Annotated in this window: 19 protein-coding genes; 4 read left to right on the top strand and 15 right to left on the bottom strand. The window is 65.9% G+C overall.

The window, feature by feature from the left end:
• Positions 1-378: penicillin acylase family protein (locus tag IT472_RS12250; RefSeq protein WP_297181950.1), on the top strand; the 378-nt coding region annotated here is incomplete at its 5' end.
• Position 379: 1 nt separating this feature from the next.
• On the opposite strand, the gene dapE is transcribed toward IT472_RS12250, so the two are convergent.
• The 6 genes from dapE to ddaH all read right to left on the bottom strand — a co-directional run bounded on the left by dapE (position 380) and on the right by ddaH (position 7,356).
• Positions 380-1,513, bottom strand: coding sequence for a succinyl-diaminopimelate desuccinylase (gene dapE / locus IT472_RS12245; RefSeq protein WP_297181947.1), 1,134 nt, complete (start codon positions 1,511-1,513; stop codon positions 380-382).
• A gap of 201 nt (positions 1,514-1,714) precedes the next feature.
• Entirely contained in the window at positions 1,715-2,071 is a 357-nt protein-coding gene (locus IT472_RS12240) for a Spx/MgsR family RNA polymerase-binding regulatory protein (RefSeq protein ID WP_297181945.1), read from the bottom strand.
• 141 nt (positions 2,072-2,212) lie between these two features.
• A complete protein-coding gene (gene dapD / locus IT472_RS12235) occupies positions 2,213-3,169 on the bottom strand; it encodes a 2,3,4,5-tetrahydropyridine-2,6-dicarboxylate N-succinyltransferase (protein WP_297181959.1) in 957 nt (318 codons plus the stop codon).
• A complete protein-coding gene (gene glnD / locus IT472_RS12230) occupies positions 3,099-5,696 on the bottom strand; it encodes a [protein-PII] uridylyltransferase (protein ID WP_297181956.1) in 2,598 nt (865 codons plus the stop codon). Before glnD ends, dapD begins: the two co-directional genes overlap by 71 nt.
• Positions 5,697-5,728: 32 nt before the next feature.
• Positions 5,729-6,505 carry a type I methionyl aminopeptidase gene (gene map, locus IT472_RS12225; RefSeq protein ID WP_297181938.1) on the bottom strand — a complete coding sequence of 259 codons (777 nt, stop codon included), beginning with the start codon at positions 6,503-6,505 and terminating at the stop codon, positions 5,729-5,731.
• 74 nt (positions 6,506-6,579) lie between these two features.
• Complete coding sequence (gene ddaH, locus IT472_RS12220) at positions 6,580-7,356, bottom strand: dimethylargininase (RefSeq protein WP_297181936.1); 777 nt, start codon at positions 7,354-7,356, stop codon at positions 6,580-6,582.
• Positions 7,357-7,919: 563 nt separating this feature from the next.
• On the opposite strand from ddaH, the gene rpsB reads away from it, so the two are divergent.
• Together rpsB and tsf are read left to right on the top strand one after the other, a co-directional pair.
• Entirely contained in the window at positions 7,920-8,708 is a 789-nt protein-coding gene (rpsB, locus tag IT472_RS12215; RefSeq protein ID WP_297181934.1) for a 30S ribosomal protein S2, read from the top strand.
• A gap of 159 nt (positions 8,709-8,867) precedes the next feature.
• Positions 8,868-9,749, top strand: coding sequence for a translation elongation factor Ts (tsf, locus tag IT472_RS12210; RefSeq protein ID WP_297181932.1), 882 nt, complete (start codon positions 8,868-8,870; stop codon positions 9,747-9,749).
• 64 nt (positions 9,750-9,813) lie between these two features.
• Here the strand turns inward: tsf and rlmH are convergent, their stop codons facing one another.
• The 6 genes from rlmH to leuS all read right to left on the bottom strand — a co-directional run bounded on the left by rlmH (position 9,814) and on the right by leuS (position 16,296).
• Positions 9,814-10,284, bottom strand: a complete 471-nt coding sequence (gene rlmH, locus IT472_RS12205; protein ID WP_297181930.1) for a 23S rRNA (pseudouridine(1915)-N(3))-methyltransferase RlmH — start codon at positions 10,282-10,284, stop codon at positions 9,814-9,816.
• A 220-nt stretch (positions 10,285-10,504) separates the two neighbouring features.
• Positions 10,505-10,900, bottom strand: a complete 396-nt coding sequence (rsfS, locus tag IT472_RS12200; RefSeq protein ID WP_297181927.1) for a ribosome silencing factor — start codon at positions 10,898-10,900, stop codon at positions 10,505-10,507.
• A 166-nt stretch (positions 10,901-11,066) separates the two neighbouring features.
• Positions 11,067-11,756 carry a nicotinate-nucleotide adenylyltransferase gene (nadD, locus tag IT472_RS12195; protein ID WP_297181923.1) on the bottom strand — a complete coding sequence of 230 codons (690 nt, stop codon included), beginning with the start codon at positions 11,754-11,756 and terminating at the stop codon, positions 11,067-11,069.
• A complete protein-coding gene (gene holA / locus IT472_RS12190; protein ID WP_297181922.1) occupies positions 11,753-12,793 on the bottom strand; it encodes a DNA polymerase III subunit delta in 1,041 nt (346 codons plus the stop codon). The genes nadD and holA overlap by 4 nt, the downstream gene beginning before the upstream one ends.
• A 34-nt stretch (positions 12,794-12,827) precedes the next feature.
• Positions 12,828-13,343 carry an LPS assembly lipoprotein LptE gene (gene lptE, locus IT472_RS12185; RefSeq protein ID WP_297181920.1) on the bottom strand — a complete coding sequence of 172 codons (516 nt, stop codon included), beginning with the start codon at positions 13,341-13,343 and terminating at the stop codon, positions 12,828-12,830.
• Positions 13,344-13,557: 214 nt separating this feature from the next.
• Complete coding sequence (gene leuS / locus IT472_RS12180) at positions 13,558-16,296, bottom strand: leucine--tRNA ligase (protein ID WP_297181917.1); 2,739 nt, start codon at positions 16,294-16,296, stop codon at positions 13,558-13,560.
• Positions 16,297-16,388: 92 nt separating this feature from the next.
• Between leuS and IT472_RS12175 the strand changes: the two genes are divergently transcribed.
• Positions 16,389-16,640 (top strand): SemiSWEET transporter, encoded by a 252-nt coding sequence (locus tag IT472_RS12175; protein WP_297181915.1) that lies wholly within the window; start codon positions 16,389-16,391, stop codon positions 16,638-16,640.
• Here IT472_RS12175 and IT472_RS12170 read toward each other — a convergent pair.
• From IT472_RS12170 to IT472_RS12160, 3 genes are read right to left on the bottom strand one after another with little or no spacing between them, the layout of a single operon-like run.
• Positions 16,588-17,205 carry a DUF998 domain-containing protein gene (locus IT472_RS12170; protein ID WP_297181913.1) on the bottom strand — a complete coding sequence of 206 codons (618 nt, stop codon included), beginning with the start codon at positions 17,203-17,205 and terminating at the stop codon, positions 16,588-16,590. The genes IT472_RS12175 and IT472_RS12170 overlap by 53 nt on opposite strands.
• Positions 17,206-17,260: 55 nt before the next feature.
• Complete coding sequence (locus IT472_RS12165) at positions 17,261-17,479, bottom strand: helix-turn-helix transcriptional regulator (protein WP_297181910.1); 219 nt, start codon at positions 17,477-17,479, stop codon at positions 17,261-17,263.
• A complete protein-coding gene (locus IT472_RS12160) occupies positions 17,476-18,123 on the bottom strand; it encodes a hypothetical protein (protein WP_297181908.1) in 648 nt (215 codons plus the stop codon). Before IT472_RS12160 ends, IT472_RS12165 begins: the two co-directional genes overlap by 4 nt.
• Positions 18,124-18,162 lie beyond the last annotated feature (39 nt).

Here is an 18,162-nt window from a genome sequence, read left to right as displayed (position 1 = left end):
GTGCGCGATGCGCTGCGCCCGATCGGCCCGCTGCCGCTGCGGACCTGGGGCGAGCGCAACACCGCCGCGATCTGCCATCCGCTGGCCGCCGCCATTCCGCTGGTCGGCAAGCGCTGGCTGTGCATGCCGCACCAGCCACTGGCCGGCGACGACAACATGCCGCGCGTGGTTGGCCCGGACTTCGGTGCCTCCGAACGCATGGTGGTGGCACCCGGCCACGAAGCCGACGGCTATTTCCACATGCCCGGCGGCCAGAGCGACCACCCGCTGTCACCGTTCTGGGGCGCGGGTCACGAAGCCTGGGTCAACGGCACGCCGACGCCGTTCCTGCCGGGATCGACGCGGTACACGCTGCGGCTGCAACCCGCGACGCGATGAATCAGGCCAGGAGTCGTTCGATCAATGCACCATAAAGTGCAGGCAGCGCTTCCAGCTCGGCCACGCGCACATGCTCATCGACCTTGTGGATGCTGGCATTGACCGGGCCGATCTCGATGCAGTGCGCGCCCAGCGGGGCGATGAAGCGGGCGTCCGAGGTGCCGCCGCCGGTGCTTTCTTCCGGCGCTTTGCCCGCAAACTGCGTCAGCACGGCGCGCGCGGCCGCGCGCAGCGGGCCTTCGGGCGTGTAGAAGGGTTCACCGCTGCGGTGCCAATGGATGGCGTAGTCGAGCGCGTGCCGGCGCAGGATCGATTCGCACTCGGCTTCCAGTTTTTCCGCCGCCCAATGCGGGTTGTAGCGCAGGTTGAACAGCACCTGCAGCTCACCCGGGATCACGTTGTTGGCACCGGTGCCGGCGTGGATATTGCTGATTTGCAGCGAGGTTGGCGGGAAGCTCTCGAAGCCTTCATCCCACCGCCGCGCGACCAATTCCGCCAGTGCCGGTGCCGCCTGATGGATGGGATTGCAGGCCTTGTCCGGATAGGCGACGTGGCCTTGCACGCCGCGAACGATGAGCGTGGCCGACAGGCTGCCACGACGGCCGACCCGCAACAGGTCGCCCAGCAGGTGTTTCGATGACGGCTCGCCGGTGATGCACCAGTCGATGCGCTGGCCGCGCTGACGGAATACGTCCGCGACCTTGCGCACGCCGTCGATGGCATCGCCTTCTTCGTCCGAGGTCAGCAGCAGGGCGACGCTGCCGGGGTGATCCGGGTGCGCGGCAACGAATCGTTCCAGTGCAATGACGAACGCCGCCACGCCGGCCTTCATGTCGGCCGCGCCGCGCCCGTACAGCACGCCATCGCGGAGCGTGGGCGTGAACGGATCGCTGGCCCAGGCCTCGCACGGCCCCGGCGGCACCACGTCGGTGTGGCCAAGCAGGACCAGCACCGGACCATCGCCGGAACCGTGGGTGGCCCACAGGTTGTCGACCTCACCAAAGCGCAGGTGTTCGCAGGCAAAGCCCGCCGCCTGCAGGCGCTGCGCGATCAACGGCTGGCAGCCGGCATCGTCGGGTGTGATCGACGGCAGGGCGATCAGGTCGCAGGTCAGTTGCAGGACATCATTGGTCATCGGCACGCTTTGTTGCAGTGGATCGGGGCATTGTAGGGACGCGGGAGGGGAATAACGCCAGGACCTGGGCCGTGTCCGTTCATGGTTCGACAAGCTCACCACGAACGGGGAGTTCGACAGGCTCACCACGAACGGGGGAAATTGGCTCGCAGTGGATGACCTGATAGCTGCCCAGCTTGCATCGCAAATTGCAGCGACGACTTACGGCACCCCGAACAGCTTCTTGAATCCGTTGTCGGAAAATCCCTGCGTCACCGTGCCATCGCCTTGCACCACCACCGGGCGACGGATCAGCTGCGGGTATTCCTTCAGCAGCAGCGTCCACTCGGCGTCGCTGCCCGGCGTCTTGCGATTGGGCGGCAGTTGCCGCCAGGTGGTCGAGGACTTGTTGATCAGCGCGTCCCAGCCGCCCGCTGCGGCCTTCCACGCCAGCAGGATGTCGGGCGGTTGCCGCACATCGCGGTAATCGATGAAAACGTGTTCGATGCCGAAGCGTCGCAGCCAGTTGCGCGCTTTCTTGCAGGTGTCGCAGTTGTTGAGCCCGTAGAGGGTGGTCATGCGCAACTACTCCAAAGGGATGGCCTGCGGATGGTGTTCGCGACCATCGGCGACAGGGACGTCGCCGATGAGCCTACAGGGATGTATTCACGGCGTGTCGCGAACACCGTTCGCAGGCCATCCCCACGTCGAAATCCAAACTCAACCCGCCAACCCGCGCAACAGTTCATTCACGCTGGTCTTGCTGCGGGTTTTCTCGTCCACCTGCTTGACGATCACCGCGCAATACAGCGAATGGCTGCCGTCGGCCGCGGGCAAGGACCCGGACACCACCACGCTGCCGGGTGGCACGCTGCCGTAGCTGACTTCACCGGTCATCCGGTTGTAGACGCGGGTGCTCTGGCCGAGGAACACCCCCATGCCGATCACGCTGTGATGACCGACCACGAAGCCTTCCACCACTTCCGAACGCGCACCGACGAAGCAGTGATCCTCGATGATGGTCGGGCTGGCCTGCAGCGGCTCCAGCACGCCGCCGATGCCGACGCCACCGGAGAGGTGGCAGCCCTTGCCGATCTGCGCGCAGGAGCCGACCGTGGCCCAGGTATCGACCATGGTGCCAGCCCCGACATGGGCACCGATGTTGACGAAGCTCGGCATCAGCACCACGTCCTTGCCGATGTGGCTGCCGGCGCGCACCACCGCACCCGGCACGACGCGTGCGCCCAGCTTGCGGAAATCGTTCTCGCCAAAGCCATTGAATCGTGCCGGGACCTTGTCCCAGAACGGAGCAGGGTAGGCTTCCACCAACTCCATCTCCTGGGTGCGGAAATACAGCAGCACCGCCTTCTTCAGCCATTCGTTGACCTGCCAGCCACCCGTGCCGTCCGGTTCGGCCACGCGCAGCCAGCCCTGTTCCAGCGCTTCGATTGCGCGATCCACCGCCGGCTTGGTGGAACCGTCGATTTCCTCGGGCGTCAGCGTGGCGCGCCGTTCCCAGGCGCTGTCGATGACGAACCGAAGTTCATCGGCCTGTGCAGCACGGGCGGGTGTCAGGGTCTTCTTTGCAGCAGGCTTGGCGGGCATCTCAATCTCCGTCGAGTACGGCCAGCAGCGCCTCGCGCAACTGCGCGCAACGCTCCGGCGAAAGCAGGGCATCGTGTTCATCGCTGACCAGCAGCAGGTCTTCGGCACGCTCGCCGAAGGTCGCGATGCGCGCATCATGCACGCGCAGTCGCTGTTCGCGCAGCACGCCTGCGATATCGGCCAGCAAACCGGGGCGGTCATTGCAAACCAGGCCGATCCGAGTGCCGCCCTCGATGTCGGTGAAATCGAGTTGGGGCGCGACGCGGAAATGGCGCAGGTGGCTGGGGCGGCTGCGGCGCGCAGGGCGCAAGGCGGCCAGGTCACCGCTCAACGCCTGCACCAGTCGCGCCTCCACGCGTTCGGGTTCCAGCACGCTGCGAGCGTCGCCGGGCTGCACCTGGAAGGTATCGAACACGGTGTCATCCGGCCCATCCAGCACGCGCGCATGCAGGATGCCGAGGCCCATCCGGTCCAATGTGATCACGATCGCCGCGAACACGCCGTCGCGGTCATGGGTGTGCACGAACAGTTCCAGCCGGTCACGCCCGGCCGGAGCGCGTGCCGCGACCACGGGCATCCGGCCCTTCGCATCGGCCAGCGCCGTGGCCTGCCAGGCGATCTGCTCGGGACGACCACGCAGGAAGCCCTCCTCCGGCATCCGTGCAAACAGCGCGTCGATCGCTTCTGCAGGAAGCCCGTCCTCCTGCAACAGCGCGCGTGCTGCCGCACAGTTCTCGGCAATGCGCTCGTCGGCCGCAACCGGATGCCCAAGCCCGCGCCGCAGCGCAAGCCGGGTGGCGGTGTGCAGGTCGGCCAGCAGGCGATCCTTCCAGCTGTTCCACAGCTTGGGCGAAGTGCCGGCGATATCGGCGCAGGTCAGCAGGTACAGGTAATCCAAACGCTGGCGGTCGGCCACCTCTTCGGCGAAACGCTGGATCACCGCAGGATCGGTGATGTCGTGTTTCTGCGCCGTCACCGACATCAGCAGGTGCTGTTGCACCAACCATTCCACCAGCGCGGTGTCCGCGTCCGACAAGCCATGCGCTTCGCAGAACGCGCGTGCATCGACCGCACCGAGTTTCGAATGGTCACCACCGCGCCCCTTGCCGATGTCGTGGAACAGCCCGGCCAGCAGCAACAACTCGGGCTTGCGCAGCGACGGCCAGACCTGGTGCGCAATCGCGAAACGTTCGTCCGGTTCCGGTGCGGCGAACGCCGCCATGTTGCGCAATACCGCGAGCGTGTGCTGGTCGACCGTGAACACATGGAACAGGTCGAACTGCATCCGCCCCGAGACCCGAGCAAACGCCGGAATCCAGCGCGCCAGCACGCCCAGCCGCGCCATCCGTTCCAGCGTGGCCACCGGCTGCGGGCCGCGCAGGAGATCGAGGAAGGCCTGCCGCATCGCCGGCGACGCCGCGGCGTAGTCGGGAAATCCATCCAGCGCCTCGGCCAGCGCGCGCGCCGTTTGTGAGTGCAAGCCGCGCAGGCTGGGATCCTCTGCCCATGCCGAGAACAGCGCGAAAACGTGGGCAGGATCCTCGCCCAGCCAATCGTTGCGACGAGCCGCAAGGTAGGCCCCGCGCCGTTCCAGCGCCGCATTGATCGCCTGCGGTTCGGTGGCGCCTTCGAAATATTCCTCGAAGCGCTGCAGCACCCGCTCGTTGATCCGCTGCACCACCGCCGCGCTGCGATAGAAGCCCTGCATCAGCTTCTCGACGCCGAGCGCGTCGGCATCGTCCCGTTCGTGCAAGCGCGCCGCCAAGGTCTTCTGGTGATCGAAACGCAGCCGTTCCTCGCGTCGGACGGCCACCAGATGCAGGCCAAAACGCAGGCGCGACAACGCGCCAAGTTCGCGCGCCAGCGCCGCCGCCTCATCCACGCCAAGGTGGCCAAGCGGGACCAGTCCGGCGACATCGCCCACGCCGAAACAACGCCGCGCCAGCCAGCCCAGCTGCTGCAAGTCACGCAAACCTCCCGGGCCTTCCTTGAGATTGGGTTCGAGGTTGTCCGCGGTATCGCCGAAACGCGCATGGCGCCGTTGCTGTTCCTCGCGCTTGACCGCGTAGTAGGCACGCGGCGGCCACACCCGATCGGGTGAAATCGCATCAGCCAATGCGCGTGACGTCGATTCATTCGCGACCAAGGGACGCGCTTCCATGATCGCGGTCAGCACGGTCGGGTCTTCGCTTGCCGCGGCCGTGCATTCGGCAAGTGCGCGCACCGACTGGCTGGCCGCCACGCCCGCATCCCACAACAGGGCCACGAACCGCGACAGCGCGGGGTGCAGGCGCACCTGCGCGTCCGGTTCAACCAGCGCCAGCAGGTCGACATCCGACTGCGGAAACAACTCGCCGCGCCCGTAACCACCGACCGCGAACAAGGCCACCTCGGCGGCATCCTGCGCGTCCGGGAAACAGCGCTGCCACGTCTTGCGCACCAGGAAATCGACCGCCCGCGCGCGCAACCGGACCAACTGTCGTGCCGCATCCCCCGCATCGAAGCGCTGCGCCAGGCGCGCATCGTTGCGCGCCAGCAGTGCGCGCACCAGCACACTCCACTCGGGATCGCCTTCGGGTCCGGCAGGCAGTCCGGCCAGCACCGCGCGCGGATCGGCCGGAAGCTCGGTATTCACAGGTCGTTGTCGTCGCCTGGCACCCGGGTCAGGATTTCCACACCATCGCGGGTGACGAGCACGGTGTGCTCCCACTGCGCCGACAGCTTGCGGTCCTTGGTGACCACGGTCCAGCCATCCGGCAGCACGCGGGTATGGCGGGCGCCTTCATTGATCATCGGCTCGATGGTGAAGGTCATGCCCTCGCGCAGCACCAGGCCGTCACCGGCGCGGCCGTAATGCAACACCTGCGGCTCGTCGTGGTAGACCTTGCCGATGCCATGCCCGCAGTATTCGCGCACCACCGAGAAGCGATGGCTCTCGGCGTATTCCTGGATCGCGTGGCCAATGTCACCCAGAGTCGCCCCCGGCCGCACCACCCGGATGCCGCGGAACATCGCCTCGCGGGTCACGTCGACCAAGCGCTGCGCCATCACCGACGGCGTGCCGACCACATACATGCGACTGGTGTCACCGTGCCAGCCGTCCTTGATCACGGTGACGTCGATGTTGACGATGTCTCCGTCCTTCAGCACCTTGGCCTCGCTGGGGATGCCGTGGCAGATCACGTTGTTGACCGAAGTGCACACGGTCTTGGGGAAACCGCGGTAACCGACGTTCGCCGGAATCGCCTTCTGCACCTTGACGATGTGGTCGTGGCAGATCCGATCCAGTTCCTCGGTGGTCACGCCCGCCTTCACATGCGGTGCGACAACCTGCAATACCTCGGCGGCAAGGCGACCGGCCACGCGCATCTTCTCGATCTCGGCCGGGGTTTTCAGATTGATAGTCATTTGCGGATTATCGCCCATTCCCGCGTGCCCCACGCGTCGCGGCATTCGAGCGTATCCGGAACGCCCGCAGCGGCTCAGCGACGCGGCGGCACCAACACACTCAGGCAGGTGACGCAGCCTTCGAGTTTTTCGAATTCGCTGATGTCCACCACGCGCGGGTCGAAACCGAGATCGGCCAATGCATCGGCGGTGCGCGGCGCCGAGGCCGCAATCAGGATGGCATCGCCGCCCAAGGGGACGACGTGGCAACCGCCCTCCTCGGCCACTGGCCGCACCACCGGGAACACGCCCGGCTCGAACAGTTCGGGCAGGGCGAGGAAGGTGCCGTCCGGCAACGCGGTCACCGCCGACTTCAGGTGCAGCACCGCGTTCAGGCGCACCGGCACCACCCGCCGCCCCAGCGGCGACACCGCCGCCCGCAACTGGCGAATGCCTTCGGCATTGGTGCGCCCGCTGCGACCGACATACAGGGTATCGCCGACCTGCAACACATCGCCGCCGTCCAGGGTGGCGGGCGCCGCAAGCCTGACGATGTCCAGTCCAGCCGTGCGCGCGGCTGCTTCCGCGCCCTCGGTTTCCGGGCGACGTGCCTCGGCGCCGGGCCGGGTGATGATCGCGGCATGCCCCACCACCACCATCGCATCCTCGATGAACACCGCATCCGGGCAGGCCGGCGCCGGTGCCACGTCGCGCAACTGCCAGCCGGCCTCCGCCAGTGCCCGGCAATAGGCCGCATGCTGCACCATCGCACGACCCACATCGACCACGCTGCGTTGCAGATGGGTCACGATGCCTTCGGCCAGATTGGCCGTTGGTGTGCGGACAAACGCAATCCCCGTCGCTCCCGCCATTTCACGCCCCCCGGATCGCATTCCGAGCCTTCACGATAGCGCAGGATCGATTCGAGCCACCGCGGTGGCGCCAGATCATCGCGGCCACCCAAGCCATGACGCCGCATGCGCAGCCTGACTGGGCGGGGGAAACCAGCGCATTGATCGCAGGCCTCCCGCAGCCCCAGGCAAGGGCCCGGGTGCAGAATCCGCACAGGCGGTTGAACGGGCCGCGCACCCGTGACGACGGGTGGATCGGAACGCCGACAGCCAGTCGCACGGAACGCATCGCACGGCACGCAGATTGCCTTTGCGCTGCCGATGCCGCATAATTGCAGGGCTTAGTTGCCGCCACGACGAGCGTATCGTCGAATCCACACCTGTCGACAACCCCTGCGCCGGGGTGTCCGATGCCGCAAGGCGGAGGATCTGGCCGCAGTGACGGCAGGGAGGCCCAACCCCGGAGCATTCGCGCGTCCCTGCGCAAGAGCCCGCACATCCCTGTGCGGACTTTTCACAGGAAAGCACCGCAACCCCAACCGGGTGCGACGCTGCCGATGTTCCATCACACAGGAAAACTCGCAATGCCCCAGATCACCATGCGCCAGATGCTGGAAGCCGGCGTCCATTTCGGCCACCAGACCCGCTACTGGAACCCCAAGATGGCCCCGTACATCTTCGGTGCCCGCGGCAAGATCCACATCATCAACCTGGAAAAAACCGTCCCGCTGTTCAACGACGCGATGAACTTCATCAGCGGCGTGGCACAGAAGCGCGGCACCATCCTGTTCGTCGGGACCAAACGCAGCGCGCGCGACGCGATCAAGGAAGAAGCCGAGCGTTGCGGCATGCCGTTCATGACCCAGCGCTGGCTGGGCGGCTCATTGACCAACTTCGCCACGGTGAAGAAGTCGGTCGCCCGCCTGAAGGAACTGGAGTCCGCGGAAACCGACGGCACCTTCCAGAAGCTGGTCAAGCACGAAGTGATGGGCCTGCGCCGCGAGCGCGACAAGCTGGAAGCCTCGCTCGGCGGCATCAAGGAAATGAACCGCCTGCCCGACGCCCTGTTCGTGATCGACATCGGCCATGAAGACATCGCCATCAAGGAAGCCAAGAAGCTCGGCATCCCGGTGATCGCGGTGGTCGATTCCAACTACGATCCGGCGCTGGTCGATTACCCCATTCCGGGCAACGACGACGCCATCCGCGCGGTGCAACTGTACGCCCGCGCCGCCGCCGACGCGGTGCTGGAAGGCAAGGCCGCCTCCCCGAACGCCGCCTCGGTGCGCGAAGAAGACTTCGCCGCTGCGGTCGACGGTGGCGAGGAAGCCGCCAAGCCGGCGCGTCGCAGCAGCAAGCCGAAGGCTGAGTAATCGCCCCGTCACGCGGCTGCGCCAAGCTGCGCAGTCGCAATTCATAGCTCGTCATTCCCGCGAAAGCGGGAATCCAGTGACATTGGGCTCGATCGAACAGGGCCCATGGATCCCCGCTTTCGCGGGGATGACGCTTCCACATTTCGAGAGGCAATTCATATGGCAGAAATCACCGCATCCCTGGTCAAGGAACTGCGCGAGCGCACCGGCGCCGGCATGATGGAGTGCAAGAAGGCGCTCACCGAAACCGCCGGCGACATCGAAGCCGCCGCCGAAGCCCTGCGCAAGTCGGGCCTGGCCAAGGCCGACAAGAAAGCCGACCGCGTCGCCGCCGAAGGCCGCGTGGCCATCGCCCACGACGGCGGCAAGGCCGCCCTGGTCGAGGTCAATTCGGAAACCGACTTCGTCGCCAACGACACCAATTTCAAGGCCTTCGTCGATGCCGTCGCCACCGCCGCGCTGGCCTCCGGCAGCGCCGATGTGGATACACTCAAGACCGCCAAGACCAGCGCCGGCAACACCGTCGAGGAAGCCCGCGCCGCCATCGTGCATACGCTGGGCGAGAACATCCAGGTGCGCCGACTGGTTCGTTTCGACACTGCCAACCACGTCGGCACCTACGTCCACACCAATGGCAAGATCGGCGTGCTGGTCGAACTGGCCGGCGGCAACGACGAACTCGCGCGTGGCCTCGCCATGCACGTGGCGGCAATGAACCCGCCCTACAACAAGGCCGCCGACGTGCCGGCCGACTTCATCGCCAAGGAAAAGGAAATCGAACTGGCGAAGATGAGCGAGAAGGACCGCGCCAAGCCGGCCGAGATCCTCGAGAAGATCATCAGCGGCAAGATGAACAAGATCGTCAGCGAAGTGACCTTGACCGGCCAGAGCTATGTGCTGGACGGCGACAAGACCGTCGAAGCGGTGCTCAAGGGCGCCGGCGCCGACGTGATTCGCTTCCAGCGCCTGGTGGTCGGCGAAGGCATCGAGAAGGTGCAGGAAGACTATCTGGCCGAAGTCGCCAAGGCGATGCAGGTCTGAGTCATCGCGTCAATCGATTGACGAAAAACCCGCCGGCAACGGCGGGTTTTTTTCATGCCCGCGATCAAGCGCGGTGGTAGGGATGATTGGCCAACAGCGCCGCCGCCCGATACAGCTGCTCCGCCAGCACCAGCCGCACCAGCATGTGCGGCAGGGTCAGCGGACCGAGCGACCAGCATTCGTCGGCGCGCGCCAACACCTCGGCCGCGTGGCCTTCCGGGCCACCGATGAGAAAGGCGAGGTCACGGCCCTGCCCGCGCCAGTGTTCGAGGCGAACCGCCAACTGCTCGGACGAATGCATCCTGCCGCGACCGTCCAGCACGATAACGTGCGCCTGCTTCGGCAGTGCGGCGAGCACGCGCGCGCCTTCATCGGCAATGGCCCTCGCAGTATCGCGACCCTTGCCGCGCACGCCAGGCGCGACTTCGACCAGTTCCAGCGGCAGCCAGTGCGAGAGGCGTTTCTGGTATTCGCCAAAACCCTGCGCCACCCAACTGGGTGCATGTTCACCGACGGCGATCAGGCGGGCTTTCACGTCAAGTCGGAAATTTCACGTGGACGTCGATCAAGCACCGTCGCGAGCGAAGGCAGTTCGAGCGTGTGTTCATCCCTGCGACCCTAGTGATCGAATTCGAGTTGTAGCCGTCGCGAGCGCAGGCGATTCGAAGCCGCCCGCAGCGCAGCAACCGCAATGGACATTGTGGCCCATGAGGATTGCGAGCAGCGGACGGCGATGAAGCGTCGAGCGCAGCAGGCTACGACTCGAATTCAGGCGGTTGGTCGCCCACCGTCCACAGCCGCTCCAGCGCATAGAACTCGCGCACCCGCGGCAGCATCACATGGACCACGACATCGCCCAGGTCCACCAGCACCCATTCGGCCTCGCGCTCGCCTTCCACGCCGAGCGGTGCCACCCCGAGCTTTTTCGAGAACTGCACCACTTCTTCCGCCGACGCCTTGACGTGGCGGGTCGAGGTGCCCGAGGCAATCACCATGAAATCGCAGACGCTGCTCCTGCCGCGGACATCGATTTCCACCACATCCTTGGCCTTGAGTTCTGCAAGCCCGGCGTGCACGGCTTCCAGCAGGGCATCCACCGGCGGCGGTGGAACGGGCAGGGTCGGTTTGAGGACTTGGGCAGCAGTGGTCAAGGGCGAGCGCTCGATGGGTCGTTAGGGATGGTCTGAACAACTCCTTCCTGGAGTTGTCAGCCCACGCCGAGTCCGGTACAGGCCCGGACCCGGCTCACACGAATCAATCACTTGCGTGATCGATTCGTGGTCGGCCATCCGTGGCCGACGGGAACCTCTGAATTGTTCAGAGGTTCCTCGGCAGTATACCGGCGGAAACGCCGTACAGGCCTTGCATGACGATATGGGCGGCGACCGCCGGCGGCACCCAGTCACGCCAGCGGGCGTCCCCACGGGCGATCCGAAGGCGCAATGCGCTGGAGGATTCCGGGCGCAACTGCGCCAGCGGCAACACGCAACACCCGCCCGAAGGCCGCGCGGCCAGGGTGGAAGGTGCGCACAGCCGCGGCGTGATTTCGTCCAGCACCTCAGGCGCGTCGCGGTGCAAGGCGGCCGCGTCCAATGCGGCATCGGGACGTTCAACGACGAGCAGGTGGGCCAGATCGAACAGCCGCCGCCAGCGATGCCATGTCTGCAGTTGCCGCAGCGAATCCGCACCGACCAGCCAGGCGATCGCGGCTGCCGCGCCCAAGTCCGCACGCAGTTCGCGCAGGGTATCGACCGTATAGGACGGCCCCGGGCGCAACAATTCACGCCCATCCACGGCCAGCCCCGGTTCGCCCTCGATGGCGAGGTCCAGCATTCGTGCGCGTTGTTCGGCGCTGGCGCAGGTGTCGGATTTGTGCGGCGGATCGCCTGCAGGCACCAAGAACACACGCGCATCCAAGGCATCGCGGGCCGCACGCGCAATCGCCAGATGGCCGTTGTGCACGGGGTCGAAACTGCCTCCGTAAAACACCCGCAGCGGCGCGTTCACGCCGCCAGCAGGCGCAATGCGCCCTTGTCCGCGACTGCCAGCAGCAACCGTTCCAGTTGCAGCCAGCCATCGTGGGATTCCTGCCCGACGCGTACCCGTCCCTTGGAGATGCGATCCACCGCGCCGGCTTCACGCAACAGCCACTGCCAGCGCTCGGGCGTATGCCGCGACAGTGCACGCTTGTACACCGCCTGCCGGGAATCCCAGATGCGCAGCGCCTTGCATTCCTCGGTGAAGTTGCGTGCGCGTGACAGCGCGATGATGGTGGTCAACTCCTTGACCACCATGCCCATCAGCGCGGGGATCGCTTCGCCCTCGGCACGCAATCCGGCAAGGATGCGTGACACCTGCGCCGGCTCCCCATTGAGCGCAGCCGCGGTCAAGCGGAACACATCGAAGCGTGCGGAATCGGCCACCAGCGCTTCCATGCGCGCACCATCGATCACCTCATCCTTGCCCTGCTGCAGGAGCACGAGCTTATCGATTTCCTGCGCGGCCGCCAGCAGGTTGCCCTCGACCCGCAGGGCAAGTTGGGCAATGGCTTCCTGGGTCGCCTTCAGGCCGCGACTGCGCATGCGCTGGGTCACCCAGCCGGGAAGTTCGTGCGGCTTGATCGGCCAGACCACGACGATGTGCCCGGCTTTCGCGATCGCATCACTCCATTTGCCAGCGTGCGCCTTCGACCATTCGCCTGCCACCACCAGCAGGACGACGTCGGGTGGTGGCGCAGTGCAAAACGCCACAATCCGCTTGGCACCCTCCTGGCCAGGCTTGCCGGTGGGCAAACGCACCTCGATCAGTCGACGACTGGAAAACAGGCTGGGCGCGTGGATCGAGGCGTCGAGGGCGTCCCAATCGGCATCGCGACCCTCCATGTCATGCACCTCGCGCTCGCCGATGCCCTGCGCACGGGCGGTTGCGCGCACCGCATCGCAGGCTTCCTGCACCAGCAGGGGTTCACCGCCAGCCACCAAGTAGACCGTTCGCAGCGACTCAGTCTGCAGTTGCGAAGCAAGGCGCTCTGCGTTCAGCTCCATGCCACAACGCCCTCCCAAAGGGCTCGACAGGGATTCATTGCACGACGTCCGCCGGCGGCGCCGAAGCCGCATCCACGCGTCGCAGAATCGCGGTGGCCATGTCCCGCTGCAGTTCGGCCACCAACCGCTCGCGTTCACTCAGCTTGCCAACCGAATCGAACACCGGCGTGAGGTAATCGCGCGAAAGTTCGACCGCCTGCTGCGGCACTGCCACGCTGCCATCGGCACGCCGCAGGGTGAACACGACGGCGTAGCGCAACATGTATTCCTGTGCGCGTCCCAACGCATCATGGCTGACAGGGGTATCGGCCCAATATTCGGAAATGACCTGCAGGGTCGCCACGTGTTCGCCGTCCTGCACCGTCGCTGGCTGGGCGCCAGCGCGACGCAGTTCCCGTGCGAGCAGATCCCCCAGCGGACTATGGGAATCGGAGGCAAGCACCCGCACCGGGCCTAGATGCTCGGGCAGGTTCAAGGCCCCGCGCAGGTGGAAACCGCAGCCGGTGAGCAAGCCGGCGATCAGGGCAAGGACAGCGAAGCGTGGTTTCATCCGCGTAGTCTAGGGCAAGTCCGGGTCAACCAGACGCCGGCGGGATGAGGTGCTGCGGCGCCCAAGGGCTGCAGATGGGCACGCGCATTGCAGCACGGCTGGATCGAGGGGATGGATTGGCGGGACGGCAACAGGGCCGGCCGATGCTGCTTGGACGGGTGTCCTGAAAGCAGGGACGAGATCAGGGCGTCCTTCGTGCTTCTCCGGCAACAGTTCACACCACGATATTGACGATCTTCCCCGGCACCACGATCAGCTTCTTCGGCGTCTGTCCGGCCAGTTGCGTCACCACCAACGGCAGCGCCAGCGCAGCGGCCTCGATCGCCTCGCGGCTTGCATCCACGGCCACCTCCAGGGTGCCGCGCAGCTTGCCGTTGACCTGCACCGCCAGCGTCACCGCGTCGCGAACCAGTGCGGCCGGGTCGGCCTGCGGGAACGGCACGTCTTCGAGCAGGGTTTCCGGATGCCCCAGCGCCTGCCACAGCGCATGGCTGACGTGCGGGGTGATCGGGTTGAGCAGCAGCACGATCGCCTCGAAGGCCTCGTGACGCACCGCGCGACCCTGTCCACTGGCGTCGTTGAACTTGCCGACAGCGTTCAACAATTCCATCAGTGCCGCGATCGCGGTGTTGAAGGCATGCCGGCGACCATAGTCGTCGCCGACCTTCTGGATGGTTTCGTGCAGTTGCCGGCGCAGGGTTTTCTGCGCGGCGTCGAGCGCCGCCGCATCGACCTTGGGATGATCCGGCTGCGCTGCATGGGCGTGCACGTCGCGCCACAGCCGGCGCAGGAAGCGGGACATGCCCTCGACGCCGGCATCGCTCCATTCCAGCGATTGCTCCGGCGGCGCCGCGAACATCGAGAACAGCCGCACGGTGTCGGCACCGTACTTGTCCACCAGCAGCTGCGGATCGACGCCGTTGTTCTTCGATTTCGACATCTTCTCGGTGCCGCCGATCGACACCGGCTCACCGTCGATCCGCGAGATCGCACCGATCACCCGCATGCGTTCGTCGACGCGCAGATCGACGTCGGCCGGATTGATCCAGGTCTTGGCGCCAAGCGCGTCCTCGCGATAGAACGTATCGGCAATCACCATGCCCTGGGTCAGCAGGCGGGTGGCCGGCTCGTCGCTGTGCACCAGCCCGGCGTCGCGCAGCAGCTTGTGGTAGAAGCGGAAATACATCAGGTGCAGGATCGCGTGCTCGATCCCGCCGATGTACTGGTCCACCGGCAGCCAGTAATTGGCGCGCTCGTCGACCATGTCGGCGGCGCCCGGCGCGGTGTAGCGCGCGTAGTACCAGCTCGATTCCATGAAGGTGTCGAAGGTGTCGGTTTCGCGCTCGGCCGCGCCCCCGCAGCTTGGGCAGGTGGTCTTGCGCCACTCGGGATTCGACTTGATCGGTGAATGCACATCGCCGCTGGCAAACGCATCGGCCACGTCTTCGGGCAGCAGTACCGGCAGCTGGTCTTCCGGCACCGGCACCGCGCCGCAGCCGTTGCAATAAATCACCGGGATCGGGCAGCCCCAGTAGCGCTGGCGCGACACACCCCAGTCGCGCAGGCGGAAATTGACCCGGCGCTGGCCCTTGCCCAGCGCCTCCAGCTTGGCTGCGATCGCGTCGAAAGCGGCATCGAAATCGAGACCGTTGAACTCGTCGGAATTGATCAGCCAGCCGCGTTCGGTCATCGCCGAATCGTCCTCGATCCGACGCAGGTAGTCCTTCACCACGTCGACCGCTGCCTCGACTTCGAACACGTCGATCGACGCGTGCCCACCCAGCGCCACCGCCATCGGGTCATCGTGTTCGCTGACGTGGGAGGACAGCTCCTCCAGCGCATCGCGGGTGGCGGCATCGGCGATCACCGGCTTCACCGGCAGGCCGTAGGCCTTGGAGAATTCCCAATCGCGCTGGTCATGCGCAGGCACCGCCATCACCGCGCCGGTGCCGTAGCCCATCAGTACGAAGTTGGCGACATAGATCGGCAGGTCGTCGCCGGTCAGCGGATGCTTGGCCCACAGCCCGGTGGCCATGCCGCGCTTTTCCTGGGTCTCGAGCTCGGCTTCGGACACACCGCCATGCTTGAGCTCGGCAAGAAACGCCGCCAGCTCCGGATTGCCCTGCGCGGCCTTCAGTGCCAGCGGATGTTCGCCGGCGATGCTGATGTAGGTGACGCCCAGCAGGGTGTCGGGACGGGTCGTGAAGACCGTCAGCGGCGCATCCTCGCCATCGACGTCGAAGCTGATCTCCAGCCCCTCGCTGCGCCCGATCCAGTTGCGCTGCATGGTCTTGACCGACTCCGGCCAGCCGTCCAACCGGTCGAGCGCATCCAGCAATTCCTGCGCGTAATCGGTGATGCGCAGGAACCATTGCGGAATCTCGCGCTTCTCGACCACCGCGCCGGTGCGCCAGCCGCGGCCGTCGATCACCTGCTCATTGGCCAGCACGGTCTGGTCGACCGGGTCCCAGTTGACCACCGAGTTCTTGCGGTAGGCCACACCCTTCTTCAGCAGGCGCACGAACATGCGCTGCTCGTGGGCGTAGTAGTCGGGCTTGCAGGTGGCGAACTCGCGGCTCCAGTCGATCGCATACCCCATCGTCTTGAGCTGGCCGCGCATGTGTTCGATATTGGAATACGTCCACTTGGCCGGCGCGGTCTTGTTCTTGATCGCGGCGTTCTCGGCCGGCAGGCCAAACGCGTCCCAACCCATCGGCTGCAGCACGTTGTGGCCGGTCATGCGCTTGTGCCGGGAAATCACGTCGCCGATCGTGTAATTGCGCACATGGCCGACGTGCAGCGCGCCGGACGGGTACGGCAACATCGACAGGCAGTAGTACTTGGGCTTGTCGCCGCCCTCCTTCACCTCGAAGGCGCGGGTGTCGGACCAGAAGCGCTGGGCGGCGGCCTCGACGGTGCGCGGATCGTATACGGAGGGCTCGAGTTCGGACACGGCGGCAACTACGGATTCGGGAAGAATCGGGAAGCCTACCGCAGCGCAGCAAAACCCGCCATGATCTACCGGAAACCGAACCGGCATCGCCCATGACCCTGGAATGGCTCGGCTACCTGGCCGCCACCTGCACCACCCTGTCGTTCATTCCGCAGGCAATCAAGACCATCCGCAGCCGCGACACCCACGGCATCTCGCTGTGGATGTACCTGATCTTCACCTTCGGCATCGTCTGCTGGTTCGGTTACGGCATCTTCCTGCACTCGTGGCCGATGATCGTCTCCAACGCCATTACCTTCCTGCTGGCGACGACGATCCTGGCGCTGAAGCTGAAGTACCGCTGAGGCTGCGCGCCGCCAGCAGCCACCAGCAAAACCAGAGCGCCAGCGCCAAGCGCTGCTCGAACCCCACCCAGCCATCGACAGGGGCCAACACGCCAAATAGCGGCAGCAGCACGGCCACTGCCAGGCAGGCGGCGGCAAAGCCCAGCCCACGCTTCGCGGACAGTGCCAGCAGCAGGGTCCCGGGAACGAAGGCGATCCACCACAGCGCCCACGCCACCGCGTGCAAGCGGCTGGCCCCCGTATCCAGATGCTCCGGATCCAGCGGCAGCGCGCCTTGCAGCGCGAACGCCAACGCCGACAATTGCACCAGGGTCAGGCCGATGCGTACGCCCCAACGCCCCTCGCGCAAGGCCGCGCCCAGACTCTGGCCCGCCCATGCCAGTAAGAGGCCGGGCAGGACGAAGGCCGCGACATTGAACAGCCACGCATCCGGCACGCCTGTCGCTCCGCGCAAGGCCACGGGGTGCAGGCGATGCGAATACTCGGGCAGGCCAACACCGGCCAGCACCAGCGCCGTCGCGCATAGCGCGAATGCCACGGCAGCCAGCAGGACCGGCTTTTTCATCGGCAGGCTCCAGTGACATGCGTTTGCAGGATTGTGCTACCTGCCAGAGAGATATTCATCCCTGCTTGCTCCATTGAAACACCTCCTCGATCCGCACACCGAGTGCATCGGCGATGCGAAACCCCAATTCCAGCGACGGCGCGTAGCGCCCTGCTTCCAGCGCGATGATGGTTTGCCGCGTCACCCCGCAGGCATCGGCCAAGGCCTGCTGGGTCATCTCGCCGCGCTCGAAGCGGAGGCGGCGGATCTGGTTGCTGACAAGCGTGCCGCTCATGCGGCCGCCCGGCGGTCACGCCAGTACAGGAGTGCGGCCACCAGTTGGTCGAACCACAGCCCCCACAGCACGGTGAACATCAGCATCTGGGCGATGAACGGATAACTGAACTCGCGCAACCGTTCGATGTCGCTGAAGCCGAGCACCAAGGCAATCCCGATCACGCAAGACACAGTCGCCCAGCGCCCCCATTCCCCGGCGATGCGATCGATCTGCAGGTCGCGCTCGTCGGCCAGCACCTTGCCGGCCCAGCGCTGCTTGAGCACATGCACAAGCACCAGCCAGGCCACGAACAGGGTGCCGATCTTCTCGCCGACCTGGCCGGCTTCGGGGTTGTGCCTGATCGGCACATGCGCACGGAACACATCGGCATGGAGCAGGCTGGTGACGATCACCACGCCTACGAAGGCCACCCCGATCCACGCCTGCCATTCGCCCGGCGCAACCCGGGCTTCGGCGTCGTTGGCGGGGAATTTGTACAGGCGGTCGACGGAAAACCACACCGCCGCCACGAACAAGACGGTCCCCATCCAGCCCAAGGGGATCGGGAGGTCCCGGTATTCGCCGGTGAAGAACAGCGTGAGCCCGATCCCGGCCAGCAGCAACCAGGCGAGGAAGGGGACTTTCGAGGACTTACTGTGCATGGATGTAATCTAAACTCAACTTTATGTAATTCATAAATT

Source organism: Thermomonas sp., assembly GCF_020850895.1.
Classification (GTDB): domain Bacteria; phylum Pseudomonadota; class Gammaproteobacteria; order Xanthomonadales; family Xanthomonadaceae; genus Thermomonas.
This window is presented reverse-complemented; position numbering and strand designations above follow the sequence as displayed.